We start from the raw sequence: 26,330 nt of genomic DNA, 5'->3' as shown, positions 1-26,330 counted from the left end.
CGGGGCCGGCCCGCCCCACCCGTGCGGCACCCGGGCCGCACGGGCCCTGACGAGAGGGTGTGGACGTCCATGGCCGAACTGCACGACCTGACCGCGCTCGAACAGGCCGAGGAGATCCGGTCCGGGGAGCTGTCCCCGGTCGAGCTCACCGAGCACTACCTCACGCGGATCGACCGGCTGGACGACACCCTGGGCGCCTTCCTCACCCGTACCCCCGAGATCGCCCGCAAGCAGGCGGCGGAGGCCGAGAGCGAGGCCGTCGCGGCCCGCCGCGAGGGCCGTGCGCTGCCGCCGCTGCACGGTGTCCCGGTGCCCGTGAAGGACCTCAACCAGGTCGCCGGGGTGCGCTGCACGATGGGGTCGGCCGCGCTGGCCGACCACGTCCCGGACGTCGACGACCATGTCGCCGCCGCGCTGCGCCGGGCCGGCACCGTCCTGCTGGGCAAGACCAACACCCCCGAGTTCGGGCTGCCCTGCTACACCGAGAACGCGCTCGCCCCGCCCGCCCGCACCCCCTGGGACCCGACCCGCTCGGCGGGCGGCTCCAGCGGCGGCGCGGCCGCGGCGGTGGCCGGCGGACTGGCGCCGCTCGCGCACGCCAGCGACGGCGGCGGTTCGATCCGCATCCCGGCGTCGGCGTGCGGGCTCTTCGGCATCAAGCCCAGCCGCGGCCGGGTCAGCGGCGGCCCGGTGCTGCACGACGTCACGGGCCTGAGCACCTCCGGTCCGCTGGCCCGCACGGTGGCCGACGCGGCGGCGCTGCTGGACGTGATGGCGGGCACCCGGCCCGGCGACCCGTACGCCGCCCCGTCCCTGCCGCCCGGGGAGACCTTCGCCGGCCAGGTCCGCCGGGACCCCGGCAGCCTGCGGATAGCGGTGCTGGCCCGGGCGCCGCTCCCGGACGTCGAGGTGCACCCCGACTGCCGCACAGCGGTCGACGAGACCGTGACGCTGCTCGGCGAACTCGGCCACCGGCCCGAGGAGTTGAGCTTCCCGGTCGACGACCGGATCCTGCACGCCTTCACCCGGGTCTGGTCGGTGATGGCGGCCAACCGCCCGGTCCCGCCGGGCGGCGAGGAGCTGCTGATGCCGCTCACCCGCTATCTGCGGGCCCGCGGCCGGGACGTCTCCGGCACCGCCTTCGGCAGCTCCCTGTACGCCTTCCGGGCCCTCGCCCAGACCCTCGCCGACGAGCTGATGCCGCCCGGCACCGGCTACGACGTGATCCTCTCCCCCACCGTGGCCGCGCCGCCGCCCCTGGTCGGCGCGCTGCGCGACGACGCCGATCCGCAGGCCGAGTTCGCCGCGATCGGCCGCTTCACGCCGTTCACGGCCTTCTACAACGCCACCGGCCAGCCCGCGGTCAGCGTCCCGCTGCACTGGAACGCCGAGGGGCTGCCGATCGGCGTGATGCTGGCCGGCCGCTACGGCGACGAGGCCACCTTGATCGCGCTCTCCGCGCAGTTGGAGGCGGCCCGCCCGTGGGCGCACCGCAAGCCGCCCGTCTGGTGAACCGACGTCCGGGGCAGCGGGACACCGATGGGTCAGGGTCGGCAAGGCCGTACCAGACGCCGCGGACCCGGCCATGACCCATCGGACAGGCCCTAGCACTCCTCCCCGGGCGCGCAGCTCAGCGCGTCCGGGGCGCAAGTGCCGGCGCGGGCGTCGGTGTCGTCGTGCGGCGCGGGCGTCGGCGTCGGGTCGACGGTGCGGCGGTCCACCCGCAGCCGGCGGGCGCCGGGGCCCTGTTCGCCGAGGTTGTCGTAGGGGTTGGACAGCGCGCAGTTCTGCAGCGAGAGGCAGCCGCAGCCGATGCAGTCGGTCAGCCGGTCGCGCAGCTCGACGAGTTGGCCGATCCGCTCGTCGAGTTCGGTGCGCCAGACCGCCGAGAGCCGTGCCCAGTCCTCGCGGTTGGGGGTGCGCTCGTCCGGCAGCTCGGCCAGGGCGTCGCGGATCACCGCGAGCGGGATCCCGACCCGTTGGGCGGCCCGGATGAAGGCGACCCGGCGCAGCGTCTCGCGGGTGTAGCGGCGCTGGTTGCCGGCCGTGCGGGTGCTGCTGATCAGTCCCTTGGACTCGTAGAAGTGCAGGGCGGAGACGGCCGCGCCGCTGCGCGCGGAGAGCTGGCCGACGGAGAGTTCATGGACCTTGAACGGAAGCTGGGGCACGCGGCCCACCCTACGGCCTGTCCGGGGGACCTCCGGGGCGGCCTGGGGCGAGGGCGTTGACAGCGGGCGTCCGCCCTCGCATGCTGAGCAAGCGCTTAGTAATCGGCTGAGGAGGCGGACGAGGATGGCAGAGCCCCGGGTGTTCGGGTCGGTCGAGGAGCTGCGGGCGGCGATCGGCGAGGAGCTGGGCCCCAGCGACTGGTTGGAGATCGACCAGAAGCGGATCGACCTGTTCGCGGAGGCCACCGGCGACCACCAGTGGATCCACGTCGACGAGGAGAAGGCCGCGGCCGGCCCGTTCGGCACGACCATCGCGCACGGGTATCTGACCCTGTCGCTGCTGCCGGTCCTGGTCCCGCAGCTGATGCGGGTGGACAACGTGAAGATGGGCATCAACTACGGCACCAACAAGGTGCGCTTCCCGGCGATCGTCCCGGTCGGCTCCCGACTGCGGGCCCGGGCCCGGATCGCGGAGGTGGCCGAGGTGACCGGCGGGGTGCAGCTCACCACGCTGGTGACGGTCGAGCGGGAGGGCGGCGAGAAGCCGGTGTGCGTGGCGGAGTCGGTCAGCCGGTTCCACCTGTAGGTCGTCGCCGTCCGCCCCCGGTCCACCGGGCAGGGCCTGGCCGGTCGGCGGCTCTCAGACGGAGCCGCCGACCATCCGCAGGACGAGGTCGGCGTAGAGCGCGCCGACCTCGTCGGGCGTCCGCGGGCCGTCGGCGGAGAACCAGCGGGCGACGTCCACGCACAGCGACAGCACGGCCAGGGTGGTGCCGGGGACGTCGTCCACCCGGAACTCCCCGCTGTCCGCACCGTCCTGGATGATCTGCCGGAGCAGCCGGTCGGTGCGCCGGCGCAGCCCGGCGATCTCGGCGTAGTGGTCCGGGCCGAGCGCCTGGAGCTCGTACTGGATGACCCGGGCGGTGGTGTGGTGCTCGGCGTGCCAGCGGGCGAAGGTCCGCACCGCGTCGCGGAGCCGGTCGGTGGCGCTGCCCTGGGCCTCGGCGGCGGCACCCATGATGCGCAGCGCCTTCTCGTGGCCGGTGCTGCTGATCCGGTAGAGCAGTTCTTCCTTGGTCTTGTAGTGGATGTAGAGCGCGGCCGGGCTCATCCCGGCGCGGCCGGCGATGTCACGGGTGGTGGTGGCGTGGTAGCCGCGCTCGGCGAACGCCTGGACGGCCGCGCTGACCAGCCGCCGTGCGGCGTCCGGGGTCACCCCGGACCACTCGCCGCTCTCCTCCGCCGCCCGCTCGGCCGCACTCATCGCCGCTCCCCGCTCCTCGATCCGCCAGGGCCCTTCCTCTGCCGGATCGAACACCATACCGCGTCGCTGAGCAAGCGCTTAGGGCCGCTCGCCGGGCTCCCGGCGGGCGGCGGTCGGGCGGCGGACGGGCGGGTCAGAAGGCGGAGACGCCGGTCAGGGCGCGGCCGATGAGGAGCTTCTGGATCTGGCTGGTGCCCTCGTAGAGGGTCATCACCCGGGCGTCCCGGAGCAGCTTGCCGACCGGGTACTCGTCGATGTAGCCGTAACCGCCGAAGACCTGCAGGGCGTTGCTCGCGGCGCGCACCGCGGCCTCGGAGGCGAAGAGCTTCGCCTTGGACGCCGCGGTGGCGAACGGCTCGCCACGGTCGATCAGATCGGCCACCCGCCAGGTCAGCAGCCGCGCCGCGTCCACGTCCACCGCGATGTCGCTGATCAGCTCCTGGACGAGCTGGCGCCCGGCGATCGGGGCGCCGAACTGCTCGCGCTGGCCGGCGTAGCCGAGCGCGGCGTCCAGCGCGGCCTGGGCGATGCCGACGCAGCCGGCGGCGACCGACATCCGCCCCTTGGCCAGCGCGGACATGGCGACCGAGAAGCCCTTTCCCTCGGGGCCCAGCATGGCCCCGGCGGGCACCCGCACGCCCTCCAGGACGAGTTCGGCGGTGGCCTGGCCGCGCAGCCCGAGCTTGCCGTGGATCGGGCGGCGGGTCAGGCCGGGGGTGTCGGTCGGTATCAGGAAGGCGCTGATGCCCTTGTGGCCGGGGGCGCCGCCGGTCCGGGCGAAGAGCAGGACGACGTCGGCCCAGGTGCCGTTGGTGATGAACATCTTGCCGCCGTCGACGACCCAGTCGCCGTGCGCGCCGTCGCGGACCGCGCGGGTGGTCAGGGCGGCCGCGTCGGAGCCGGTGCCGGGCTCGGTCAGGCCGAAGCAGCCGAGCGCCTCGCCGGACGTCAGCCGGGGCAGCCACGTCCGCTTCTGCTCCTCGTCGCCCCAGGCGGCGAGGGTCTTGGCGACCAGTCCGAGCGAGACCGAGACGATGCCGCGGACCGAGGAGTCGCCGCGCCCCAACTCCTCGGTGACCAGGGCGTAGGAGAGGTGGTCGCCGCCGGAGCCGCCGTACTCCTCGGGGATGGTCAGGCCCAGGAAGCCCAGGTCGCCGAGCGCGCGGACGATGCCCGGGTCGACCTGCTCGGCGCGGTCCCAGGCGGTGGCGTGCGGGGCGATCTCGCGGTCGGTGAAGTCCGCGGCGAGCCGGCGTACGGCGGTCTGCTCGGGCGTGAGCTCCAGGTTCATCTCGGACCCCTTGTCGACGGGAACGGGAGGGCGGCGGACGGAGAAAATTAGCGGTGCTAGTTTTCGTGGGGCAGCCCCTACTATGTGCGGCATGGCCCGACCCCGCAAGCCCCTGCTGAGCCGCGAGCGCATCGTCACCACCGCGCTGGCACTGATCGACGCGGAGGGGCTCGCGGCGCTCTCCACCCGGCGGCTGGCGGCGGAACTGGGCGTGAGCGGCCCCTCCCTCTACAACCACTTCACGACCAAGGACGAGATCCTCGACGCGGTGGCCGACACGGTCATCGCCCAGGTCGACGTCTCGGCCCTGGCGTCCGGCACCGACTGGCGGGCCGGCCTGCTGGACTGGGCCCGTTCCTACCGCGCGGCGCTGGCCGCCCACCCGCACATCGTGCCGTTCCTCGCCCAGGGCCCCGGCCTGCGGCCGGCCGGGCTGAAAATGGCCGACACGGCGTTCGGCGGCATGGTGGAGGCGGGCTGGCCGCCCGCCCTGGCCACCAAGGTCTGCGCCATGGTGCGGTACTTCGTCGCCGGCTCGGCGCTGGGCTCGTTCGCCCGCGGCTTCGTGGACGACCCGCGCGCCTACGACCCGGCCGCCTACCCGCACCTCGGCCGGGCGCACCTGCTGGCCGAGCACCAACGCCGGGTGGACGAGGGCGCGTTTGAGGCCGGAATGCTGGCGCTGGTGGACGGCCTGACGCTGCATCACCCGGAACTGGCACCACCCGGACGACCGCCCAGGATTTGAATGTAAAGTGCATCAGTCCCTGGCGGGCAGGGACGATGTGCGTCCTGCGGAGGCGGATATGCGCCAGCCGAGCACGGCCGACGGAGCGTCGGCCGCCAAGAGTCACGACCTGTCAGCGACCCGTCCGTCGGCGACCCGCTGCGGACGGTTCGTCAGGGAGGTGCTGCGCGGCCAGGCGCAGGTCGACCTCCTGCCCAGCGCGCTGACCGGGCTGGTCTTCTCGATCGCACTGTTCGCCGCGGGGTGGCGGTACGGCGTCTACGGGCTGACGGGCGCGGCCGTGGGCACCGGCACCGCGCGCCTGCTGGGCGTGGACCGCGGCCGGGTCGCGGCCGGACTGGAGGGCTTCAACTCCTGCCTGGTCGGGGTCGCCTGCGCGGTCTTCCTGCACGCCGACCACCTGTCGACCCTGCTGATCGCGGTCGCCGCCAGCGCGGCCGTCACGGTCGTCACGGCCGCCGCCGCGCGACTCCTGGGCACCTGGGAACTGCCCACCCTCACCCTGCCGTTCTGCCTGACGGCCACCGCGCTCACCGTCGCCGCGCCGGGCTTCCAGCACGTCTGGCACCTGTCCGACGCCCCGGCGGCGCTGCCCGGCACCGCGTCCGGGCCCACCGCGCTCGGCTTCACCGACCTGTGGCACGCCTTCTTCGCCAACGTCGGCGAGATCTTCCTGATGCCGCAGTGGTACGTCGGCCTGATCTTCCTCGTCGGCATCTTCCTCGCCGACCGCCGCATGGGCGCCCTGGCCTGCGCCGGCAGCGCCGTCGGCATCCTGACGTCCTGGGCGCTCGGCGCCCCCGCCGACCAGGTGCGCCAGGGCCTGATGGGCTACGACGCGGTGCTGGTGGCGATGGCGCTGGGCGGGCTCTTCCTGGTCACCGACGCCTGGAGCGTGGGGTACGCGATGGTCGGCGCGGTCACCGCCACCGTGCTCGGCCCGGCGCTCGGCGCGCTCTTCGCGCCGTCCGGCGGGCACGCCTTCACCTGGCCGTTCGTGCTGGTGTCGCTGGTGTTCCTGGCCGCCGTGCCGGCCTTCCCGCGGCTGCGCCGGGCCACGGGCTGACCGGCCGGCGGCGCGTCCGACCGCTCAGAACACCACCAGCGCCCGACCGCCCTTCCCGGCGAGCATCGCCTCGAAGGCGGCCGGGATCCCGTCCAGCCCGATCCGGTCGGTGACCAGCGCGGAGAGGTCGAGCGCGCCGGAGCGGACGTGCTCGGCGATCACCGGCAGGTCGCGGGCCGGATCGCTGTTGCCGTAGACGCAGCCGGCCAGCGTCCGGCCGAAGTAGAACAACTCCAGGGCGGAGAAGGCGACCTGCTGGTCCTTGCCGCCGATGCCGACCACCGTCGTCCGGCCGCCGCGCCGGGTGGCGGACCAGGCCGCGCGGATGGTCTCCGCGCGGCCCACGCACTCCACGGCGACATCGGCGCCGACGCCGCCGGTGAGCGCCCGGATCCGCTTGGCGCCCTCCTTCTCGAAGAACGCCGGACCGTCGGCGACCAGGAAGTCGGTGGCGCCGGCCGCCCGGGCCAACTCCTCCTTGGCCGGCGAGACGTCCACCGCCACGATCGGGCCCGCCCCGGCGATCCGGGCCGCCTGCAGGGTCGCAAGCCCCACCCCGCCGACGCCGACGACCAGCACCGACTCCCCCGCCCGGACCCGGGCGCTGTGGTGGACGGCTCCCCAGCCGGTGAGCACCGCACAGCCGAGCAGGGCCGCGTCGGTCAGCGGGATGCCGTCCGGCAGCGGCAGCGCGGCGTGCGCGGGCACCACGGTCTCCTCGGCGAACGCGGCGGTGCCCAGGCCCGGGTAGAGCGCGCTGCCGTCGGCGCCGAGGGTGGCGTACGGGGCGCCCGCGGCCCGGCCGGCGTCGGCGCACAGCCAGGGCTCGGCCAGTCCGCAGAAGTGGCAATCGCCGCAGGACGGCGCCCAGTTGAGGACCACCCGGTCGCCGACCGCCACCCCGGTCACATCCGGTCCCACCGCGCTGACGGTGCCCGCGCCCTCGTGCCCGAGCACGGCGGGGGCGGGCTGGCGCAGCGTCCCGTTGGACAGCGACAGGTCGGAGTGGCAGACGCCGGCGGCGGCGAGCCTGATCCGGACCTGGCCGGGGCCGGGCTCCGGCAGTTCGATCTCGGTCACCCGGAGCGGGGCGTTGACGGCGGGCAGGACGGCGGCGCGGACCACGGGGTCTCCTCGGGGCGTCGGCGGCGGGGCGGGCGGGTGCGACGGGCCGGCGGGGCGTGCCGGCCCGGTGCGGGAACGGGTTGTCAGAACTGGAGGGACTTGGTCTGGAGGTACTCGGCCAGGCCGTGCGGCCCCAGCTCCCGGCCGATCCCGGACTTCTTGTACCCGCCGAACGGGGCGAGCGGGTTGAACCGGCCGCCGTTGATGTCGACCTGGCCGGTCTCCAGCCGGCGGGCGAAGGCGACCGCCCGGGCGTCGTCGCCGGCCCAGACCGCGCCGGCCAGGCCGTAGACGGTGCCGTTGGCGATCCGCACCGCGTCGTCCTCGTCCTCGTAGCGCAGGACGGTCAGGACCGGGCCGAAGATCTCCTCCTGGGCGATGGTCATCTCCGGGGTGACGTCGGCGAAGACGGTGGGGTGGACGTAGAAGCCGGGCCCCTCGGGCGTCCGCGGTCCGCCCACGACGGGCCGGGCGCCCTCGGCGACGCCGCGTTCGAGGTAGCCGACCACCCTCTCCCGCTGGCGGGCGCTGACCAGCGGGCCGAGCCGCTCGCCGGGGACGTACTTGGCGGTCGCGGCGGCGGCCAGCGCGACCGCCTCGTCGTACTGGTCCCTGTGCACCAGCATCCGGGTCCAGGCACTGCACGTCTGGCCGGAGTTGGCCATGACGTTGGCGACGCCGACCGCCACCGCCTTGCCGAGGTCCGCGCCGGGCAGGATGACGTTGGCGGACTTGCCGCCCAGTTCCAGGGCCACCCGCTTGACCGCGCCGCCGGCGAGCGCGCCGATGGTCCGGCCCACCGCGGTCGAGCCGGTGAAGGAGACCATGTCGACGCCGTCGTGCTCGGCCAGCGCCCGGCCGGCGACGGGCCCGAGTCCGGTGACGAGGTTGACGACGCCGGCGGGTATCCCGACCGCCTCGACGCACTCGGCGAACAGCTGGGCCACCAGCGGGGTGTCCTCGGCGGGCTTGAGGACGACCGTGCAGCCGGCCGCCAGCGCCGGGGCCACCTTGGCGACGATCTGGTGCAGCGGGTAGTTCCACGGGGTGATCGCGCCCACCACGCCGACCGGCTCGTGCAGCACGGTGGAGTTGCCGAGGGTCTCCTCGAAGGCGTACTCGCGGGCGATCTGGGCGTACGAGCCGCAGACCGCGACCGGCACCCCGGCGTGCACGGTCCGGCTGAAGGCGAGCGGCGCGCCGAGTTCCGCGGTGACGGTCCGCGCGATCTCCTCGGCGCGGGCGGCGAGTTGGTCGCGCAGCGCGGCCAGTCGCTCGGCGCGGGCGGCGGGCGGGGTGGCGGCCCAGCCGGGCAGGGCGGCGCGGGCGGCCCGCACCGCGGCGTCCACGTCCTGTGCGGAGCCGGCCGGGACGGTGGCGATGACCTGCTCGTCGGCCGGGTTGACGACCTCGATCGTGCCGCTGCCCGCGGCGGGCCGCCAGCGTCCGTCGATGTACAGCGCCTCGTGGTGCTTCACGTCGCGTTCCTCCCGGGCCGGCTGGTGATGATCGGCACCCTAGGTGCGCCCTGGGGCACTTCCTAGGGGGACTCCCTCCAAACTAGCGCCGGTAGTTTCGTGTCCGCCAGCGGCACTCCCGCCCGCCCGGACCCTCCGCGGCACGGACGCACCGTCCTCACCCGGCCCCGCCGCCAGGGCCGGCCGCCCCTGCCGCGCCCTCGGCCGATCGGCCGTCCGGCCCGTCCAGATAGCGCGCCAGATAGGCCCGCAGCAGTTCCTTGGCCTCCGTGACGATCGCCGGATCGCCCGCCGGGTCGATGCGGAAGGCGAGCTGGAGCAGCGCGTCGGCGGTCTCCACGCCGACCAGGAAGACGGTGCGCAGCCGGGCGTCGGCGGGATCCAGGCCGAGCCGCCCGGCGAGCAGCCGCAGCAGCCGGTCGGCGACCTCGTAGTTGGCCTGCCGGGACTCGCGCGGGGCGGGGACGGTGAACTCCACCAGGGCGAAGCCCGACACCGTCCGCTTCATGGCCAGGTACTCGTCGATCACCACGTCCATCGCGGCGCGCCAGCCCGGCGGCTGCTCCGGGGCGGTCAGCCGGGCGCTGATCCGGTCCGCGTAGGCGTCGAGGTTGCGCCGGGCGAGCGCCTCGGCCATGGCGCGCTTGTTGGGGAAGAAGCGGTAGACGGAGCCGATCGGGACCCCGGCGCGGCCGGCCACCGCGCGGGTGCTCAGGTCCTCGTAGCCGGTCTCGTCCAGCAGCTCGGCGCAGGCGTCGAGGATCCGGGCCAGGCGCTGGGCGCTGCGCCGCTGGACGGGCGCACGACGGAGCAGGGGCGGTGCGGGCGGGTGGGCCAGGGCGGCGGGGGCGGGAGCGGACCCTACGGCGGGGGCGGAAGCAGGCCGTGCGGCGGGAGCGGGCTGCGGGGCGGGGGTGGACGGCGGGACGGGCGGGGGCGTCGAAGGCTGCACGTGGTCATCTTGCCCGGCGCGCGCACCGGGGATGGGCGAGCGGGGCGATCCGGCCATCGCGGCCGGGATCCCCCCGCGTGCCCGGCGTCGCTCGACCAGGCAGGCAGCGCCACCGTTGACGGACCCCCGCCCCAATCCTAATGTCTTGCATAGGATTCCCTGAGGTCCTCCTCGGACCTCGTGGTGCCTTGGATTCCGTGGACGTCTTGATCCGTGAGCGGCGGGAGCGTGCGATGACAGGTACGGACAACGAGCGGGCCAGGAAGGCGGCCGAGGGCCTCGCCTACTCCTCCGGGTTCGGCAACGAGCACAGCTCGGAGGCGGTCCCCGGCGCCCTGCCGGTGGGCCGCAACTCCCCCCAGCGGGCCCCCCTCGGGCTGTACGCCGAGCAGCTCAGCGGTTCGGCGTTCACCGAACCCCGGAGCCACAACCGCCGGTCCTGGCTCTACCGCATCCGGCCGTCGGCCGCGCACCCGCCGTTCGTCCGCGCCAACCGCGGCGAGATCCGCTCGGCGCCGTTCACCGAGTGCCTGCCCGACCCCAACCGGCTGCGCTGGGACCCGCTCCCCGCGCCCGCCGACCCCACGGACTTCATCGACGGCCTGTGGACGCTGGGCGGCAACGGCGACGCCACCCAGCGCACCGGCATGGCGGTGCACCTCTACCACGTCAACGCCTCCATGGAACGGCGGGTGTTCGGCAACGCGGACGGCGAGCTGCTGATCGTGCCGGAGCGCGGCGGGCTGCTGCTGCGCACCGAGTTCGGCCTGCTGCGGGTCGAACCGGGCCATGTGGCGCTGATCCCGCGCGGCGTCCGCTTCCGGGTCGAGCTGCTGGACGCCGCGCCCGACGGAACCGGCCCGACGGCTCGCGGCTATGTCTGCGAGAACTACGGCCGCCCCTTCGAACTCCCCCACCTCGGCCCGATCGGCGCCAACGGCCTGGCCAACGCACGGGACTTCCTCGCCCCGACCGCCGCCTACGAGGACGTCGAGGGGCCGGTCGAGGTGGTCAACAAGTTCTGCGGCCACCTGTGGACCGCGACCTACGACCACTCCCCGCTGGACGTGGTCGCCTGGCACGGCAACCACGTGCCCTACGTCTACGACCTGCGCCGCTTCAACGTCATCGGCTCGATCAGCTACGACCACCCGGACCCGTCGATCTTCACGGTGCTGACCTCGCCCTCGGACACCCCGGGGCTGGCCGGGGTGGACTTCGTGGTGTTCGCCCCGCGCTGGCTGGTCGGCGAGGACACCTTCCGCCCGCCGTACTTCCACCGCAACGTGATGACCGAGTACATGGGCCTCATCGAGGGCGCCTACGACGCGAAGGCGGCCGGGAAGGGCGGCTTCGTCCCGGGCGGCGGCTCGCTGCACAACATGATGTCCGCGCACGGTCCGGACCGGGAGACCTTCGAGCGGGCCAGCGCCGCCGAACTGGTCCCGCAGAAGATCGACGACGGACTGGCCTTCATGTTCGAGACCCGCTGGCCGCTGACCCTCACCGAGCAGGCCCGGGACGCCGGGCACCGCCAGCGCGGCTACGACGACGTATGGCAGGGTCTCCAGCGCCACTTCCGCCCGTAGCACCGGGACCAGCACCGCAACCGGGGAACGCCCTTGACCACCTTCGCTCCCGACTCGCTCGCCCTGAACCGCAAGCTGCCGCTGTGGTACCAGGTCTCGCAGTCCCTGCGCGCCTCCATACTGGGCCGCTCCCCGGAGGCACCGCTCCGGCTGCCCACCGAGGACGCGCTCGCCGCGCACTACGGCGTCAGCGTGCTGACGATGCGCCAGGCGCTCAAGGAGTTGGAGGAGGAGGGTCTGATCAGCCGGCACCGGCGCCGGGGCACCTTCATCGAGCCGCATGCGCGGCGCGGTGCGCCGGTGCGGCTGCTCGGGTCCGTGGACGCGATCGTGGCCCAGCAGTCCGGGATGCGGACCGTTCTGCTGGAGCACGGACCGGTCGCGGTCCCCGCCGAACTGGCCGAATACTTTCCGGATCTGGCGGAGGTGGCCGGTTTTCGGCGACTGCGCAGCGACGAGGCGACGGACGAGCCGACCAACCACGCGCGCAACTACGTACGTCCCGACGTGGCCGCCCGGATCGACCTCGCCGACCTGGAGCGGTGGCCGATGACGAAGGTGCTGCGGGACGCGGTGGGCATCCGGATCGGGCGGATCACCGACACCGTCGAGGCCCGGCTGGCCGACCCCGAGACCGCCCGTCTGCTGCATGTGCCACTGCTCAGCCCGATCCTGCATTACACCGGGATCACCTACGACGAGTCCGGGCGGGTGCTGGACATCGCCCTGATCCACTACCGCGGCGACCGGTTCTCGTTCACGGTGACGCTGGACGCGCACTGACCCGGGGGCCGCGCCCGGGGCCGCCGGCGTCCCGTCAGATCCGCTCCAGGCTCCGCCCGGTGCTGCGCGGCCCGAGCAGCGCCACGTCCACGCACAGCAGCACCAGCAGCACCGCGGAGCCGACGAAGACCGCGGCCGCGCCGAAGTCGGCCAGCACGCCCAGCGCGACGAACGGCAGCACGACCGAGGTGAGCCGGGACAGCGAGTAGGCGATGCCGATCGCGCTGCCGCGCAGCCCGGTCGGGAAGATCTCGGTCTGGTAGACGTGGAAGGCGTTGGAGAAGACGTTGCTGCACACCGTCAGCAGGAAGCCGAAGGCGACGATCGCCCAGGTGGCGGTGGCGAAGCCGAAGGCCAGACCGCAGCCGGCCATGCCGAGCGCGGCGGCAACGATCAGCGTCCGGCGCTCGATCCGGTCGATCAGCGGGACGGACAGCGCGGAGCCGATCGGATAGCCGCAGTAACTCAGCGCCGCGTACGTCAGCGAGTCGGTGACGGTGTGCCCCTTGGCGGTGAGCACCACCGGCGCCAGCGAGCCGAAGCCGTAGTAGCCGACGGTCTGGAGCACCTGGAAGATCCACCACATGAGCGTCCGGCGGCGGTACTCGCCGCGGAACATCTCCCGCAGCGGCACCTTGCGTTCCGGGACCTCCTCGACGTCCGGGACGGAGGGCAGACTGTTGCCGGTCTCCGCCGCCACCCGCCGCTCGATGTCGGTCACGATCCGGTCGGCCTCCTCCTGGCGGCCCTGGACGGTCAACCAGCGTGGCGACTCCGGGAGCTGACGACGCATCAGTTGCAGGAAGGCGGCGCCCAGCGCGCCGGCGATCAGCAACCACCGCCAGCCATCCACCCCCAGCACCGTGTGCCCGGCCACCAGGCGGGCGCCCAGCAGCGCCGCCACCGGCACGCCGGCGAAGCCGAGGGTGTAGGCGTAGGCGAGGTACCGACCGCGGACCGCCCGCGGCAGGAACTCCGCCAAATAGGTATCGACCAGGACGAGTTCGGCACCGAGCCCGAGTCCGGACAGACAACGCAGGACGAGCAGCCAGCCCAGATCCGGCGCGCACGCCGCGGCCAGCGAGCAGAGCGCGTAACCGCCCAGGTCGACCAGGAACATCCGGCGCCGGCCGAGCCGGTCGGCGAGCACCGACAGCACATTGGCGCCGACGAACATCCCGAGGAAACCGGCGGCGATCACCCAGGACTTCGCGGTGTGCCCCAGGCCCCACCGGTCGGCCAGCACCGCGGCGAGCACCCCGCCGAGGAAGATCTCGTAGAGGTCGAAGAAGGCGCCGACGCCGACGACGAGGGTGATCCGGCGGTGCCAGCGGGACGGTGGCAGCCGGTCCAGCCGTGCGGCGGCCCGGGCCTCGGTGGAGGTCCCCCGGCGCCGCCCAGGCGCGGAGGAGGCGATGTCCGTCATGGCGGCCCTCCCTCGGCAGGTGTTCCGGTCAGGACCGTACTCCGCCAAGATCAGCACGCGGAAGACCGCCTCAGGGCGCTTCCGGCGGTCGGACACCCCCGGCGCGGATGCCTGCCCGGACGACGGCCGGCGGGCGGGAGTGCGCCGCCAGGGCCTACCATGCCGGGGTCGACCAACGGTTGCGGGAGGGGCTCCGCGTGACGGCGAAGCAGGGCGCGCCAGGACGTGACGCGCCACGGCTGTCCGATCTGATGCCGTGGTCCGTGGCGCCGCTGCGGCTCGGCCGCTCCTGGGTGACGGGACCGGATCCGGCCACCCTGCGCGCCCGTTGGCAGGCCCTGGCGGCCGCGGACCCGGCGGCGCGCGAGCGGCTGTTCCGCCCCTCCCGGGCCCGCACCCTGCACTCCGCGGTCGGTCAGCTCCCCGGGCGGGCCACCCCCACCGCACGGCTGTCCCGGGCGGTCGGCCCGTGCCCGGAGCCGGTGCGGGTGCTGCACGGGCCGTTCGACCGGCAGTGGCTGCTGCCCGACCACCGGCTGATCGACGCGGCCCGCCCGGAGTTGTGGCGGGTCGCCGACGAACACCAGGTGTTCCTGGTGGAGTTGGGCCATGTCCCGCAGACCCCGGGCCCGGCGGTGGTGCCCTCCGCGCTGCTCCCGGACGGACGCTCCCCGGCCGGCCGGCCCGGCCGGATCCACCCGCTGCACCGCCGGCCCGGCGGCGCCGAGCCCAACCTCGCCCCCGGGCTGACGGACCTCCTCGCCCGCCGCCTGGACCGTCCGGTCCGCCCGGCCGAGCTGCTCGCCTGGATCGTCGCCACCGCGGAGCACTCCCCCGCCGGCACCACGGTGCCGCTCACCGCCGACCCGGCGCTCTGGGACCGCGGGACGGCGCTCGGCGGCCGGCTGCTGTGGCTGTGCACCTGGGGCGCCCACCAGGGCGACGGCCCGAACGGGCCCGGCGGGCGACCGCGCCTGCCGGGCGGTCGGCGACCCTACGTGCGGGCCGCGCTGCCCGCCCACGGACTGCCCGCGACCCTCGCCTACGACCCCGACGACCAGGCGCTGCTGCTCGGCGACGGCCGGATCTCGCCGGTGCCGGCGGGTGCCTGGAAGTTCCATGCCGGGGGCGTACGGGTGCTGGAGGAGTGGTTCGCGCAGCGCTGCGCGCCCGGTGCGGCCGGCGGCGAGCCCGCCGAGGCCGGCTCGCTGGCGGCGCTGCGGCCCGCGGCCTGGCCGCAGGAGTGGACCTCGGAACTGCTGGAGCTGGTCACCGTCCTGGCGCTGCTGGCCGAACTGGAGCCGGAGGTGGCGCAGTTGACGCGGGCGGTGGCGGCCGGTCCGCGGATCGGGGCGGCGGAGCTACGGTCCGCCGGGGTGCTGCCGGTGCCGGCCGCGGCGGCCCGGCCGGCGTCCGTGCTGGACCACCGGGAGGAGGGCCCGGACGGCCAGTTCGCGCTCTTGTGAGTCGCACCCCGAGCCGGCGGGAAGGGCGCGCCCGCGGGCACACAAAGGACCACCCGCCACGAGGTGACGGGTGGTGAGAAGGCGGCACCGGCCGGCGGTGCTGCGCCGAGCCGGGACGGTGGGTTGCCTGAGCCGGTGGTGCCGCTTCAGAGACTGCTCAGCCGTGGCCGCCGAAGAGCGAGCGGCGGAGCCTGCGCAGCGGTGCGAACAGCGACACCCGGTGGCCGCGGCTCTTGGTGATGCGCGTGTGGTCACGCGCGGTGAGCTCCTGCATCAACGACGTGGCCCCCTCCACCTCGCGCTGCGGAATGGCGGGACCGCCGAGCACCGCGAGATGGCGGTCGAGCCGCGCGCTGGACGCGCTGCTCCCGCATGTGATGGCAGGGACCCGCGCCCTGCTGCGCATTGTTATCTGTTCCATGACTCTCCCCACCCGTACGAGGGCACCCGGCCAACGGGCAGGGTAACCCTATCTCTCTTGGAGGACACGCGTGCAGACCGGTCAACGGATTCACCTGCCATGCCTTGACGTTGACGAACACCATACGGAATGTCACGTACAGCGCGCGTGCCAGGGCGAGTTGGGCGCCCGCTGGAGGTTGCCGGGGAGGCCGGAGCGCGGAGGAGGAAGCCCCCTCCCCCGCGCCCCGTACACGGAGGATCACGCAGCGGAGCCGAACACCGGGAGGTAGCCGCTGGCTTGACCTGCGGCGGTGGGGTGGTAGGACTCGTCGACGGGGTAGGTCACGCTGTGCAACCACGGGCTGCCGGAGCACAGCTCGTGGCCGGCGAAGGTGGAGTTGACATCGGCGAAGGTGAAGCCGTGGTCGGCGGCGCGCTTGGCGATGACGCCGTTGATGTCGTCGGCGGCGGCGTTCACGGCGGCGCGGGACTTCTCGGTGAGGCCGGCCACACAGGAGCCGTCGAGCTTGTAGAAGTGCGGGTACCCCAGGGCGACGACACGGGCGGACGGCGCCTTGTCGGCGATGGCCGCGTACACGGTGTCGAGCTTGCCGGGGAGGGTGTTGTCGATGTAGGCGCGGGCCTGGGCGATCCGGGCCAGGCAGGCACTCTCGCCCTGGAGGGCACAGGTCGTCATGGTGTCGGCGAATCCGGCGTCGTTGCCGCCGACGGTGATGCTGACCAGACTCGTGGCGGAGTCGAGCGGGCCGAGCTGACCACTGACGACATCACCCGTTCGGGCCCCTGAACATGCGGTGAAAGCGAAGGACGACGGGGAGTGCGCCGCCGCCCAGAGGGCCGGATAGGACTTGGTGCTGCGTTTACAGGCACCGCTGCCGCTGTCGTAACTGCCGGCGCCGACGCCGGAGGAGTAGGAGTCGCCGAGGGCCACATAGCCTCCGGCGGCGGGGAGTTGGGCTGCCGCCGCAGCGCCTGCGCCGGTGAGCGCGAGCGACGAAGCAACGAAGAAGGCGGATGTCAATGCCGCAAAACGGGACACTCTCATGGAACCTCCCATAGCAGGATCTCTGCGCGATCCGTGGTACCAGGAGTCCCGCGTGGCCGGAAGTGTCCATGCCAAAACTCGTACAGAGTTCATGACAAATCTGCTGTTCTGTCAGGTTGCTCACTGCGGCGGCATTGCCTTTCCATGACGCGCATATGACATCCCGTTGGGACTCTTGATACCTGCGTGCGACTCATCGAATCTTTTGACGGACGGTCACGGACTTTCACGGATCGGCCGATTGCGTACGGACCCGTACGCCCACCCCGCGCGCGCACCACGGCGCGCCACCGATGAGGAGGACTCCCTCGCGATGGCAGTGATGCGTTCCACCACCCCCCACGCCGCCCGCCGGCGTTCCACCACCCTGCGGATCGCCACGGCGGTCACCGCCGCCACGGCCGCCGCCACCCTCGGCGTCCTGGCCCTGCCCGCCCAGGCGGCGCCCGCCCAGGGCACCGTCGTCGGTGCCGGTGCCGCCGACGCGGTGCACGGCAGCTACCTCGTCACGCTCAAGCCGACCGCGGGTCTCAAGGCCGCGTCGGCGGACGGCCGCGGCGTGATATCCGCCTACGGAGGCACCGTCAAGCGCACCTATACGGCCGCGCTCAACGGCTATGCCGCCACCCTGTCCGAGGCCCAGGCGAGACGGCTGGCGGCCGACCCCGCCGTCGACCGCGTCTACCAGGACCGCACCGTGCACGCCCTGGACACCCAGAACAACCCGCCGTCCTGGGGCCTGGACCGGATCGACCAGGCGAAGCTGCCGTTGGACAAGAAGTACGCCTACCCCGCCACCGCCGGCTCGGGCGCCACCGTGTACGTCATCGACACCGGGGTCCGGATCTCCCACCGGGAGTTCGGCGGCCGGGCGTCCAACGGCTACGACGCGATCGACAACGACAACGTCGCCCAGGACGGCAACGGCCACGGCACCCACGTCGCGGCGAACATCGCCGGCTCGTCGTACGGCGTCGCCAAGAAGGCGAAGATCGTCGCCGTGCGGGTGCTGGACGACTCCGGCTCCGGCACCACCGCCCAGGTGGTCGCGGGCATCGACTGGGTCACCAAGAACCACAAGGGCCCGTCGGCGGCGAACGTGTCGCTGGGCGGCGGCCCGGACGCGGCCCTGGACGCCGCCGTGCAGAACTCCATCAAGAGCGGCGTGACCTACGCCATCGCGGCCGGCAATTCGGGGGACAACGCGCAGAACCACTCCCCCGCGCGGGTCCCCGAGGCCATCACCGTCGGCGCGACGACCTCGACCGACGCCCGCGCCTCGTACTCCAACTACGGCTCCCGGGTGGACCTCTTCGCGCCCGGCAGCAGCATCACCAGCGCCTGGAACACCAGCGACACCGCCACCAACACCATCTCCGGGACCTCGATGGCCACCCCGCACGTCGCGGGCGCCGCCGCGGTCTATCTCGCCGGGCACCCCACGGCCACTCCGGCCCAGGTCGCCACGGCCCTGGTGAACGGCGCCACCTCCGGGACCGTGACCAACCCCGGCAGCGGCTCGCCCAACAAGCTGCTGAAGATCGTCCCGTAACGGGGCACCCCCCGCGGGCCACCCGGTAGCGGGCCCCGCCGGGGGCCCGGCGGGTGCGGACGCCGACGGCCGGCCGGTCAGCCGTCGGCGTTCCGCCCGTGGGCGAGCCCGGGGACGAGGAGGGCGGTGGCCGCCACCGTCACCGCCGCCAACAGCACCACCAGCGGCGTACGGGTACCCAGCCCGATCAGCCAGGCGCCCAGCAACCCGCCCAGCAGCATCGCGCCCACCGAGCTGAGCCGGCGGGGCACGGCGTGGCTGCCGTAGCCCAGCAGCCGGTCGCCACCCAGCGCCGAACCGCTCACCAGGGCCGTCATCGCACGGGTCTCCACCGTCGTGGTCAGGTCCGGGGCGGCCACCCGCATCGCGGTGACGTTGCGCATCCCCATCGCCATCGCCATCAGCGCGATGGCCGCGCAGCGCTGACCGGCCGTCAGCCCGCGGGCCGGGCCGGACCCCCAGCACGCCGCCGCCGCGCCGGCCAGCAGCGCCGCCTCGACCAGCAGGGCCACCGGGAACCACGGCCGCCGACGGGTGGCCAGCACGGACTCCAGCCGGGCCCCGGCGACCGCCCCGACCAGGAACGCGCCGAGCGAGACCACCGTCGCGACCACCGGCAGCCCGCCCTGCCCGGCGATGCCGAAGCCGAGGAAGAGCAGATTGCCGGTCTGGGTCGCGGTGAAGACATGACCGAGGGTCAGGAAGCTGGCGGCGTCGAGCACGCCGGTCACCACGGTCAGGCACACCATGACCACCGTCAGGGCGGCTCCGCTCGGCGGCTCCACGGGATCGGCTCCTTCCACCGGGCACCTCGGATCGGCGTCTGCCAGTCTCCGGAGGGCCGGCGCGGCACCGGGCCCATTGCGCCGTCAGTGGGCGCCCCGCCCGGACGGCCCCTCAGCGGCGGCCGGTGGCAATTGCTCCCCCGGGCGCCGTTCTCGCCCGGGACGCGTCCCGGTGCTCGCCCCCCGCCCCGCACATCACCAGCAGCAGCACCAGCGCGGCTACCCCGACCACCACCGCCACCCCGAAGGCCGTCCCCTGGCGCCCCCGCAGGCGCCCGCCGCTCGCTCGCTCCGGCCCGTCCGGCCGCCCCTGACGTTCCCCACCTCGACGTCGCACGGCGGACCACCCTAGGACGGGTCCGACGGGCGCGCACAGGGCGCGTTCCGGCGCGCGCACCGCCCGCGGACAACCGGTCCGGCGCCGGGCGGGCGGCGTGGCTCGGATAATCCTTGTACGCGGGCGGCCGGTCTGGCGGATCATGCCGGTATGTGTGCCGATCGGGTCCCGTCCTCCCGCGCCGAGGAATCCCTGCCGCTCCGGCTGACGATGGACGACAGCGACTCCCCGTCCGATGTCGTCGACGCGCTCTTCTTGGGCCGGTTCGCCAACGGCGAGCAGCCGTACGCCCGGAGCCGCACGGTCGACCGGGTGAAGTCCGGGCGGACGCTGCTGCCGCCCGGGGTCCGGATCCTGCGCTCGGCCCGGGACGACGACCGCGGCGCCACCCTCGCCGAGGGCGACGGCTTCACGCTGCTGGTCTCCCGCTGGAACCGCGGCGCCGACGTGACGGTCACCGCGGTCACCGACGAACTCGCCGAGAAGGTGCTCGGGCAGGCCACGGAGGGCGCCGAGGACGCCCCCGACCCCCAGCCGGAGAACGTCCCGATGGGCTTTTGGTACTACTCCCCGCGCCGCGGCCCGCACCGCACCACCCGGCAGATCGGCGCCGGGACGTGGGAGGAGATCCGCGCCAACTACACCGCGCCGGTGGCCGCGGAGCTGGACCGGCTGATGACGGTCTCCCCCGAGGAGATCGCCGGGCGGCTGCTGTTGCTGCACGGCCCGCCCGGCACGGGCAAGACCTCCGCGCTGCGCACCCTCGCCCGGTCCTGGCGGGAGTGGTGCCAGGTGGACTGCGTACTGGACCCGGAGCGGCTGTTCGGCGACATCGGCTATCTGATGGACATCGCCATCGGGGAGGACGACGCCACCGGCCGCAGCCGCTGGCGGCTGCTCCTGCTGGAGGACTGCGACGAACTGATCCGCGGCGAGGCCAAGCACGCCGCGGGCCAGGCGCTCTCCCGCCTGCTCAACCTCACCGACGGCCTCCTGGGCCAGGGCCGCAACGTCCTGGTCGGCGTCACCACCAACGAGGACCTGGAGCGGATGCACCCCGCGGTGGTCCGCCCCGGCCGCTGCCTGGCCCGGATCGAGATCGGCCCGCTGACCCGCCCGGAGGCCGTCGCCTGGCTCGGCACCGAGGAGGGCGTCGGCCGCGACGGCGCCACCCTGGCCGAGCTCTACGCCCTCCGCCGCGGCACCCGGCCCGCCGGGCTGCCGACCCAGCCCCGGGGCACGGCGTCGGGGCTGTATCTGTAACGCCGTTACGGGGAGCGGGAGTCGGGCGTCGGTGCCCGCGGCGAGGGCGAGGTCGGCGCCCATCAGCGGGGTGAAGGTGGTGCCGGGCGAGGCGGCGCCGTCCAGTTCGCCGAGGATGACGGTGGCGCGGTGGGCGTCGGGCAGGGCGACCCACAGCCGGGCGCACGGCCCAGGTTGGGCAGCAGACGGCGGACCAGGGTGCTCTCGCCGAGCGGGACCTGTTTGCCGGCCTGGAGTTCGCGGACCGGGCCGGTGTGGCGGTTGCCGCCGCAGCGGGTGGGGGTGGGGCGGAGGTCGAGGTTGCTCATGGGGCGAGGATGCCCGCTGCCGCGTCGCGCGGATGATGTTCCGTCAGCTCCGCTGGTGCGGTGCGCCGCTCACTCCGTCAGTTCGCGCAGGCGCACCGACAGGCAGGTGACACAGCCCTCCCGCTTCTCGAACTCGCTGATGTCGACGGGCACCGGGCGGTAGCCGAGGCGGGTGAACAGCTGGGCGGTCCGGGGTGCGGAGGCGGCCATCAGCAGCGCGTCGCCGCCCAGGAGGACGACGTGCGCCCCGGCCTCCTCCAGGACCGGGCGGAAGTGCGGGAAGACCGACGAGTCCTCGACCAGCGGCGGGTAGCCGATGACGGTGCCGTCGGGGAGGGCGGTGACCGCCGACTTCAGGTGCAGCACCCGGCTGACCGGTACGGCGATCACCCGGGCGCCCAACGGCTCGAAGGCGGCGCGGAGTTGCCGGACCCCGTCGATGTTGGTGCGGCAGCCGCGGCCCACGTACAGGGTGTCCCCGACCTTCAGGACGTCGCCGCCGTCGAGCGTGCCGGGGGCGCGGACCGCGTTGAGGGAGCAGCCGAGCGCCTCGGCGGCCTCGCGGGCGGCCGGGAGCTCGGGTCTGCGGGAGCCGGCGCCGGAGCGGGCGAGCAGGGCGACGTTGCGGAAGACGACCATGGTGTCCTCGACGAAGACCGCGTCCGGGCAGTCGTCGGCGGGCGCCACCTCGGTGGTCCGCCAGCCGTGGTCGTGCAGCACCTGGACGTACGCCTCCCACTGGCGCAGCGCCAGCGCGACGTCCACCGGCCGCCGGTCCATATGGGTGACCAGGCCCTCGGCGAGGCGGGGACCGGGGCGTCGGACGAGGGCGTGCCGACTGGGCATGGGCTCCTCCGGGGCTGGTGCGGGGCTGGTGCGGGCCGGGTCGGCGGGTCGGGGCGGCCCGCCGGGTTTCGGGTGCCGGTGCGGTCAGTCCCCGCTGTCGTAGCTGGCGCGCAGGGCGTCGGTGACGGCGGCGAGCGCGGCGGCGCGGTCCAGGCCCAGGCGCTGGGCGCGGTGGGCGTAGACCGCGGCGGCCGCGGCGGCCTCCTTGGCGGCGGCGTCACCGGCCGCGGCGACGAAGCTGCCGTTGCGGCCGCGGGTCTCGATCACGCCGTCGGTCTCCAGGGCGCGGTACGCCTTGGCGACGGTGTTGGCGGCCAGGCCCAGTTCCTCGGCGAGGCCGCGGACGGTGGGCAGTTTGTGGCCGACCGGCAGGGTGCCGGTCCGGGCCTGGTCGGCGATCTGGGTGCGGACCTGCTCGAACGGGGCCTCGGCCGCCGCCGGGTCGATGGTGATCGTCAGCGTCTGCGGGGACACGGTGGCGCTCCTGGTGCTGGTGGTGGCGCGGTCGGCGGGCGCGCGGGGTGCGCGGATCCGCCGGCGCGGGTGCGCGGTTTTGTCGCATCCATTGTGCGCCAGGAGCGGCCACCGTGCCCGGGGACTGCGGAAGTCCGCGGCCTACAGCTCCAGGGTGGTGCCGGTGGTGCGCAACCAGGCATCCATGCCGAGGACGAGTTCGGCGCCCGGGCGGATGTCCTGGTCGGCGCCGTCGGCGGTGGCTTCGGCGAGCACCCCGGAATCCAGCAGCGGGCGGACCGGGGCGTCGCGGTCGGCGGTCAGTTCCCTGAGTTCGTCGCGCAGCGCCTCGTTGTAGCCGGGGTCCTGGGTGCTGGGGTAGGGGCTCTTGACGCGGTCGGCGACCACGTCGGGCAGCACGTCGCGGGTGGCGGCCCGCAGCAGCGACTTCTCCCGGCCGTCGAACGTCTTCATCGCCCAGGGGGTGTTGAAGACGTAGTCGACCAGGCGGTGGTCGCAGAACGGGACCCGGACCTCCAGTCCGACGGCCATGCTGGCGCGGTCCTTGCGGTCCAGCAGGATCTGCACGAAGCGGGTCAGGTGCAGATAGCTGACCTCGCGCATCCGGCGCTGGTGGCCGATGTCGTCGTCCAGGTAGGGGACTTCGGCGAGCGCCTCGCGGTAGCGGCGGCGCTCGTAGCCGGGCAGGTCGAGCCGCTTGAGCAGGGCGCGGTCGAGCAGCGCCTCGCGGACCGCGTTGCCGCCGGCGAACCGGCCGGAGACTCCCGCGGCGACCCAGGGGAAGGTGTCGGCGTTCACCGACTCCGGGTCGTGGAACCAGCGGTAGCCGCCGAACACCTCGTCCGCTGACTCGCCGGAGAGGGCGACCGTGGACTGCTCGCGGACCGCCTTGAACAGCAGGTAGAGCGAGGTGTCGCCGTCGCCGAACCCGTTGGGCAGGTCGCGGGCGGCCAGGACCGCGGCGCGGTGCGCCGGGTCCATCAGGGCCGTGGTGTCCAGCACGATGTCGTGGTGGTCGGAGCGGACGTGCTCGGCCAGGGCGTGCGCGTACGGCCCGTCGGGGGTGCCACGCAGGTCGTCGGGCTTGAAGTTCTCGGTGTAGCCGGTGAAGTCGACGGCGAACGAGCGGACCGGGCCGCTGCCCTGGGCCCCCAGCGCCTTGGCGGCGAGCGCGGTGATGGCCGAGGAGTCCAGGCCGCCGGAGAGCAGGGTGCACAAGGGGACGTCGGCGATCAGCTGGCGGGCGACGATGTCGTCGAGGAGTTCGCGGACCCGGGCGACGGTGGTGTCGAGGTCGTCGGTGTGCTCGCGGGCCTCCAGGGCCCAGTAGCGGCTGACGTGGACGCCGTTGCGGTCGATGCGCACCAGGTGGCCGGGGCGGACCTCGTGCAGCCCCTTGTAGACGCCGTGGCCGGGGGTCTTGGTGAAGGTGATCAGCTCGGCCAGGCCCTCGGCGTCGACGGCCGGGCGGACGTCGGGGTGGGCGTGCACCGCCTTGGGCTCGGAGCCGAACAGGACGCCGTCGCGGGTCGGGTAGTAGAAGAGCGGCTTGATGCCCATCCGGTCGCGGACCAGCAGGAGTTGCTCGGTGCGCGGGTCCCAGAGCGCGAAGGCGTACATGCCGTTGAGGCGCTCGACGAACGCCTCGCCCCACTGGAGGTAGGCGTGCAGCACGACCTCGGTGTCGCTGTTCGTCCGGAAGGCATGGCCCAGCCGGGTCAACTCGGCGCGGAGTTCGCGGTAGTTGTAGACCTCGCCGCTGTAGGTGGTGACGACCAGGGTGCGGCCGTCCTGCTCGACACTCATCGGCTGCCTGCCGCCGTCGATGTCGATGACGGCGAGCCGGCGGTGCCCGAACGCGGCGTGCGGGGCGAGCCATATGCCGCCGGCGTCCGGACCGCGGCAGGCCATGGTCCGGGTCATCGCCTCAAGGATGGGGCGCTGCGTGGTGAGGTCGTTGTCGTAGGAGATCCATCCGGTGATTCCGCACATGCTCGCGGCTCCTCCTTCGGGTTACGGCGGGCCGCCGCGCTCCCGGCGGCGCCCGGCGCGATCACCGTACGCCCAGGTAGTTGCAGGCACCACCTATACATCTGGGCGACCGTCCGGAATGAGCCACACCCCCACCGCCCACCGGAAGACCGCCGTCAACTCCCTTGTCCCGCACGGCGGAAACCGCCCCCGGTCGCCACCGGCGCCCGGAAATCGGGCGGCGGAACGGACCGCGCCGGCGTACCGTCCGCGCCATGGCCCTCACCCTGCGCGACTTCCGCCCCTCCGACGCGAAGCCCGTCGCCGACCTGCGACGGGCCGCCCTGCGGTTCCTCCTCGCGACCCCACAGGGCGTCGCCTGGCAGATCGCCGCCGCGCCCCCGGCGAAGCGGCTGCGGTCGCTGGTCGCGGTGCGCGACGGACAGGTGATCGGCCAGATCAATGCCTCGCTGCTGCACGACAGCAACCGGCCCGGACAGGGCATGGCCACTCCCCTCGTCCACCCCGACCACCGGGGGCACGGCGCAGGCAGCGCGCTGCTGGCGGCCGGCGAGGAACACCTGGCCGCGGTCGGCGTCGGTCACGCGTACGCCTGGACGGTCGACGAGCCCGGCTCACTGGCCTTCGCCGCCCGGCACGGCTACCGCCCCACCCGCCGCGCCGACTTCCTCCGGCTCGACCTGGCACACACCGCGCTGCCGCCGCTGCCGGCCGCCCTGCCCCCCGGCGTCCGGCTGTGCACCGGCGCGGACTTCGGCGCCGATCCACGCCCCCTGTACGAGGCGGACGCCGAGGCCGGCGCGGACGAACCGGCCGACGTCGCCGCGGACGCCGTCACCTACCCCGACTGGCTCCGCACCACCTGGGAGAACCCCGACCTCGACCTGGGCCTGACCACCGTGGTCACCGTCGACGGCGAGGTCGCCGCGTACACCCTCGCCGCCACCGACGGCCGGGGCCGCTATCTGACCGCGATGACCGGCTGCCGGCGCGCCTTCCGCGGCCGGGGCCTGGCGAAGCTCGCCAAGACCGACGCCCTGCACCGCGCCCGCGACGCCGGCTGCACCGAAGCCTTCACCGGCAACGACACCGACAACGCCCCGATGCGCGCCATCAACCGCGGCTTCGGCTACCGGGGGTGCGGCGGGGAGGTGCGGCATGTGCGGGAGTTGGGGCGGAAGTGATGTCGATCACGCCGGGTGCCGGGGCGCGACACGGACGACCACCGCATACCGCTCGTCGGAGACCTCCCGGCCCCACAGCGTCGGGTCGTCGGAGAGGGGTATCAGCTCCGTGCGGGACGCCAACGGTGCGGTCAGGGCGGTGAGTTCGGCGGCGGTCAGGCCCATCGGGGCGGACTCGCCCCAGCGGCCCTCCACCAGCACCAGTCGGCCGCCGGGGGCGAGCAGTGCCGCCCAGTGGTGCAGGGCCGCCGACGGGTCCGGCAGCGCCCACAGCACGTGGCGCACCAGGACGGCGTCGAACCGGCGCTCCCCCACGGGTGGTTGGGCGGCGTCGCCGACGACGAAGGTGGCGGGCCGCCCGGCGAGCTTCGTGCGGGCGCGGTCGACCATGGCCGGTGAGCGGTCGACGCCGGTGACCCGGTGGCCCTGCTCGGTGGCGAGCAGGGCCAGGCTGCCGGTGCCGCAGCCCAGGTCGAGGACGTCGCCGGGGGCGGCCGGCAGCCAGGTGCGCAGCCGGGCGGCCCAGGCGGCGCGGACCGCCGGGTCGCCGAGGCCGTGGTCGGGCTCGTCGTCGTAGGTCGCGGCGGCGGCCTGCCAGTAGGCGGCGGACGGGTCGGGCAGGGGCGGTGTCGCCGGGGCGGCCGGGGTGTCGGTGCTCATGTCCGTCAGGGTGCCAGCTGCCACTGACAACCGCCGGTGACCTGCGGGAGAGGGCCGCCGGCCGCGGCCGCTGGGCAAGCGCCCCGACAGGTTCCGGGAGTACCG

At 74.2% G+C, this 26,330-nt stretch carries 25 protein-coding genes and 1 pseudogene; 10 read left to right on the top strand and 16 right to left on the bottom strand.

Annotation, left to right across the window (positions count from 1 at the left end):
- The first annotated feature begins 69 nt into the window (after positions 1–69).
- A complete protein-coding gene (locus tag SNOUR_RS30550) occupies positions 70–1,512 on the top strand; it encodes an amidase (protein WP_067353401.1) in 1,443 nt (480 codons plus the stop codon).
- Positions 1,513–1,604: 92 nt separating this feature from the next.
- Here SNOUR_RS30550 and soxR read toward each other — a convergent pair whose 3' ends face one another.
- A complete protein-coding gene (soxR, locus tag SNOUR_RS30545; protein ID WP_079143581.1) occupies positions 1,605–2,168 on the bottom strand; it encodes a redox-sensitive transcriptional activator SoxR in 564 nt (187 codons plus the stop codon).
- A gap of 124 nt (positions 2,169–2,292) precedes the next feature.
- Between soxR and SNOUR_RS30540 the strand changes: the two genes are divergently transcribed.
- Positions 2,293–2,754, top strand: coding sequence for a MaoC family dehydratase (locus SNOUR_RS30540; RefSeq protein WP_067353398.1), 462 nt, complete (start codon positions 2,293–2,295; stop codon positions 2,752–2,754).
- 54 nt (positions 2,755–2,808) lie between these two features.
- On the opposite strand, the gene SNOUR_RS30535 is transcribed toward SNOUR_RS30540, so the two are convergent.
- Together SNOUR_RS30535 and SNOUR_RS30530 are read right to left on the bottom strand one after the other, a co-directional pair.
- Positions 2,809–3,432 (bottom strand): TetR/AcrR family transcriptional regulator, encoded by a 624-nt coding sequence (locus SNOUR_RS30535; protein ID WP_067353396.1) that lies wholly within the window; start codon positions 3,430–3,432, stop codon positions 2,809–2,811.
- Between the two features lie 133 nt (positions 3,433–3,565).
- Positions 3,566–4,723, bottom strand: a complete 1,158-nt coding sequence (locus tag SNOUR_RS30530) for an acyl-CoA dehydrogenase family protein (protein WP_067353394.1) — start codon at positions 4,721–4,723, stop codon at positions 3,566–3,568.
- A gap of 91 nt (positions 4,724–4,814) precedes the next feature.
- Here SNOUR_RS30530 and SNOUR_RS30525 point away from each other — a divergent pair, with 91 nt between their 5' ends.
- Both SNOUR_RS30525 and SNOUR_RS30520 read left to right on the top strand, forming a co-directional pair.
- Positions 4,815–5,471 (top strand): TetR/AcrR family transcriptional regulator, encoded by a 657-nt coding sequence (locus tag SNOUR_RS30525; protein ID WP_067358934.1) that lies wholly within the window; start codon positions 4,815–4,817, stop codon positions 5,469–5,471.
- Positions 5,472–5,529: 58 nt separating this feature from the next.
- Complete coding sequence (locus tag SNOUR_RS30520; protein WP_079142970.1) at positions 5,530–6,537, top strand: urea transporter; 1,008 nt, start codon at positions 5,530–5,532, stop codon at positions 6,535–6,537.
- Positions 6,538–6,561: 24 nt separating this feature from the next.
- Here SNOUR_RS30520 and SNOUR_RS30515 read toward each other — a convergent pair whose 3' ends face one another.
- The 3 genes from SNOUR_RS30515 to SNOUR_RS30505 all read right to left on the bottom strand — a co-directional run bounded on the left by SNOUR_RS30515 (position 6,562) and on the right by SNOUR_RS30505 (position 10,092).
- Positions 6,562–7,662: a Zn-dependent alcohol dehydrogenase gene (locus tag SNOUR_RS30515; RefSeq protein WP_067353391.1), complete on the bottom strand. Its 1,101-nt coding sequence runs from the start codon at positions 7,660–7,662 to the stop codon at positions 6,562–6,564.
- An 83-nt stretch (positions 7,663–7,745) separates the two neighbouring features.
- Positions 7,746–9,140 (bottom strand): aldehyde dehydrogenase family protein, encoded by a 1,395-nt coding sequence (locus SNOUR_RS30510; RefSeq protein WP_067353389.1) that lies wholly within the window; start codon positions 9,138–9,140, stop codon positions 7,746–7,748.
- 157 nt (positions 9,141–9,297) lie between these two features.
- Positions 9,298–10,092 (bottom strand): TetR/AcrR family transcriptional regulator, encoded by a 795-nt coding sequence (locus SNOUR_RS30505; protein ID WP_376738552.1) that lies wholly within the window; start codon positions 10,090–10,092, stop codon positions 9,298–9,300.
- Between the two features lie 233 nt (positions 10,093–10,325).
- On the opposite strand from SNOUR_RS30505, the gene hmgA reads away from it, so the two are divergent.
- Both hmgA and SNOUR_RS30495 read left to right on the top strand, forming a co-directional pair.
- A complete protein-coding gene (gene hmgA / locus SNOUR_RS30500; RefSeq protein WP_067353387.1) occupies positions 10,326–11,681 on the top strand; it encodes a homogentisate 1,2-dioxygenase in 1,356 nt (451 codons plus the stop codon).
- A 33-nt stretch (positions 11,682–11,714) separates the two neighbouring features.
- Positions 11,715–12,464 (top strand): GntR family transcriptional regulator, encoded by a 750-nt coding sequence (locus SNOUR_RS30495; protein WP_067353382.1) that lies wholly within the window; start codon positions 11,715–11,717, stop codon positions 12,462–12,464.
- 34 nt (positions 12,465–12,498) lie between these two features.
- Here the strand turns inward: SNOUR_RS30495 and SNOUR_RS30490 are convergent, their stop codons facing one another.
- Positions 12,499–13,890, bottom strand: coding sequence for an MFS transporter (locus SNOUR_RS30490; protein ID WP_067353380.1), 1,392 nt, complete (start codon positions 13,888–13,890; stop codon positions 12,499–12,501).
- 197 nt (positions 13,891–14,087) lie between these two features.
- On the opposite strand from SNOUR_RS30490, the gene SNOUR_RS30485 reads away from it, so the two are divergent.
- The gene (locus SNOUR_RS30485) at positions 14,088–15,356 is read left to right on the top strand and encodes a type ISP restriction/modification enzyme (protein WP_067353377.1); all 1,269 of its coding nucleotides are present in this window, start codon (positions 14,088–14,090) and stop codon (positions 15,354–15,356) included.
- A gap of 157 nt (positions 15,357–15,513) precedes the next feature.
- On the opposite strand, the gene SNOUR_RS30480 is transcribed toward SNOUR_RS30485, so the two are convergent.
- Both SNOUR_RS30480 and SNOUR_RS30475 read right to left on the bottom strand, forming a co-directional pair.
- Entirely contained in the window at positions 15,514–15,777 is a 264-nt protein-coding gene (locus SNOUR_RS30480) for a hypothetical protein (RefSeq protein ID WP_079142969.1), read from the bottom strand.
- Between the two features lie 240 nt (positions 15,778–16,017).
- On the bottom strand, positions 16,018–16,824 hold the full coding sequence (locus SNOUR_RS30475) for an SGNH/GDSL hydrolase family protein (RefSeq protein ID WP_067353373.1): 807 nt from the start codon (positions 16,822–16,824) through the stop codon (positions 16,018–16,020).
- Between the two features lie 313 nt (positions 16,825–17,137).
- Here SNOUR_RS30475 and SNOUR_RS30470 point away from each other — a divergent pair, with 313 nt between their 5' ends.
- Positions 17,138–18,376 (top strand): S8 family peptidase, encoded by a 1,239-nt coding sequence (locus SNOUR_RS30470; protein WP_079142968.1) that lies wholly within the window; start codon positions 17,138–17,140, stop codon positions 18,374–18,376.
- A 77-nt stretch (positions 18,377–18,453) separates the two neighbouring features.
- Here SNOUR_RS30470 and SNOUR_RS30465 read toward each other — a convergent pair whose 3' ends face one another.
- Positions 18,454–19,161 (bottom strand): YoaK family protein, encoded by a 708-nt coding sequence (locus tag SNOUR_RS30465; RefSeq protein ID WP_067353368.1) that lies wholly within the window; start codon positions 19,159–19,161, stop codon positions 18,454–18,456.
- A gap of 112 nt (positions 19,162–19,273) precedes the next feature.
- A complete protein-coding gene (locus SNOUR_RS47010) occupies positions 19,274–19,498 on the bottom strand; it encodes a hypothetical protein (protein ID WP_162494989.1) in 225 nt (74 codons plus the stop codon).
- Between the two features lie 150 nt (positions 19,499–19,648).
- Between SNOUR_RS47010 and SNOUR_RS30460 the strand changes: the two genes are divergently transcribed.
- A complete protein-coding gene (locus tag SNOUR_RS30460) occupies positions 19,649–20,761 on the top strand; it encodes a DUF5925 domain-containing protein (RefSeq protein ID WP_067353366.1) in 1,113 nt (370 codons plus the stop codon).
- A gap of 12 nt (positions 20,762–20,773) precedes the next feature.
- Here SNOUR_RS30460 and SNOUR_RS43460 read toward each other — a convergent pair.
- The 4 genes and pseudogenes from SNOUR_RS43460 to asnB all read right to left on the bottom strand — a co-directional run.
- A pseudogene (locus SNOUR_RS43460) lies at positions 20,774–21,069 on the bottom strand (hypothetical protein); the annotation flags it as partial.
- Positions 21,070–21,138: 69 nt separating this feature from the next.
- Positions 21,139–21,915 (bottom strand): dimethylargininase, encoded by a 777-nt coding sequence (gene ddaH / locus SNOUR_RS30455; protein WP_067353363.1) that lies wholly within the window; start codon positions 21,913–21,915, stop codon positions 21,139–21,141.
- Positions 21,916–21,999: 84 nt separating this feature from the next.
- Entirely contained in the window at positions 22,000–22,389 is a 390-nt protein-coding gene (locus SNOUR_RS30450) for a GntR family transcriptional regulator (RefSeq protein WP_039637723.1), read from the bottom strand.
- A 141-nt stretch (positions 22,390–22,530) separates the two neighbouring features.
- A complete protein-coding gene (asnB, locus tag SNOUR_RS30445) occupies positions 22,531–24,381 on the bottom strand; it encodes an asparagine synthase (glutamine-hydrolyzing) (RefSeq protein WP_067353360.1) in 1,851 nt (616 codons plus the stop codon).
- A 254-nt stretch (positions 24,382–24,635) separates the two neighbouring features.
- Here asnB and SNOUR_RS30440 point away from each other — a divergent pair, with 254 nt between their 5' ends.
- A complete protein-coding gene (locus SNOUR_RS30440; RefSeq protein ID WP_067353359.1) occupies positions 24,636–25,565 on the top strand; it encodes a GNAT family N-acetyltransferase in 930 nt (309 codons plus the stop codon).
- Positions 25,566–25,571: 6 nt separating this feature from the next.
- Here SNOUR_RS30440 and SNOUR_RS30435 read toward each other — a convergent pair whose 3' ends face one another.
- Positions 25,572–26,225 carry a class I SAM-dependent methyltransferase gene (locus SNOUR_RS30435; RefSeq protein ID WP_079142967.1) on the bottom strand — a complete coding sequence of 218 codons (654 nt, stop codon included), beginning with the start codon at positions 26,223–26,225 and terminating at the stop codon, positions 25,572–25,574.
- Positions 26,226–26,330 lie beyond the last annotated feature (105 nt).

Origin of the sequence: Streptomyces noursei ATCC 11455 (genome assembly GCF_001704275.1) — a bacterium.
Lineage (GTDB): Bacteria > Actinomycetota > Actinomycetes > Streptomycetales > Streptomycetaceae > Streptomyces > Streptomyces noursei.
The sequence above is the reverse complement of the archived record's forward strand: the minus strand, read 5'-3'. Positions and strand labels throughout refer to the sequence as shown.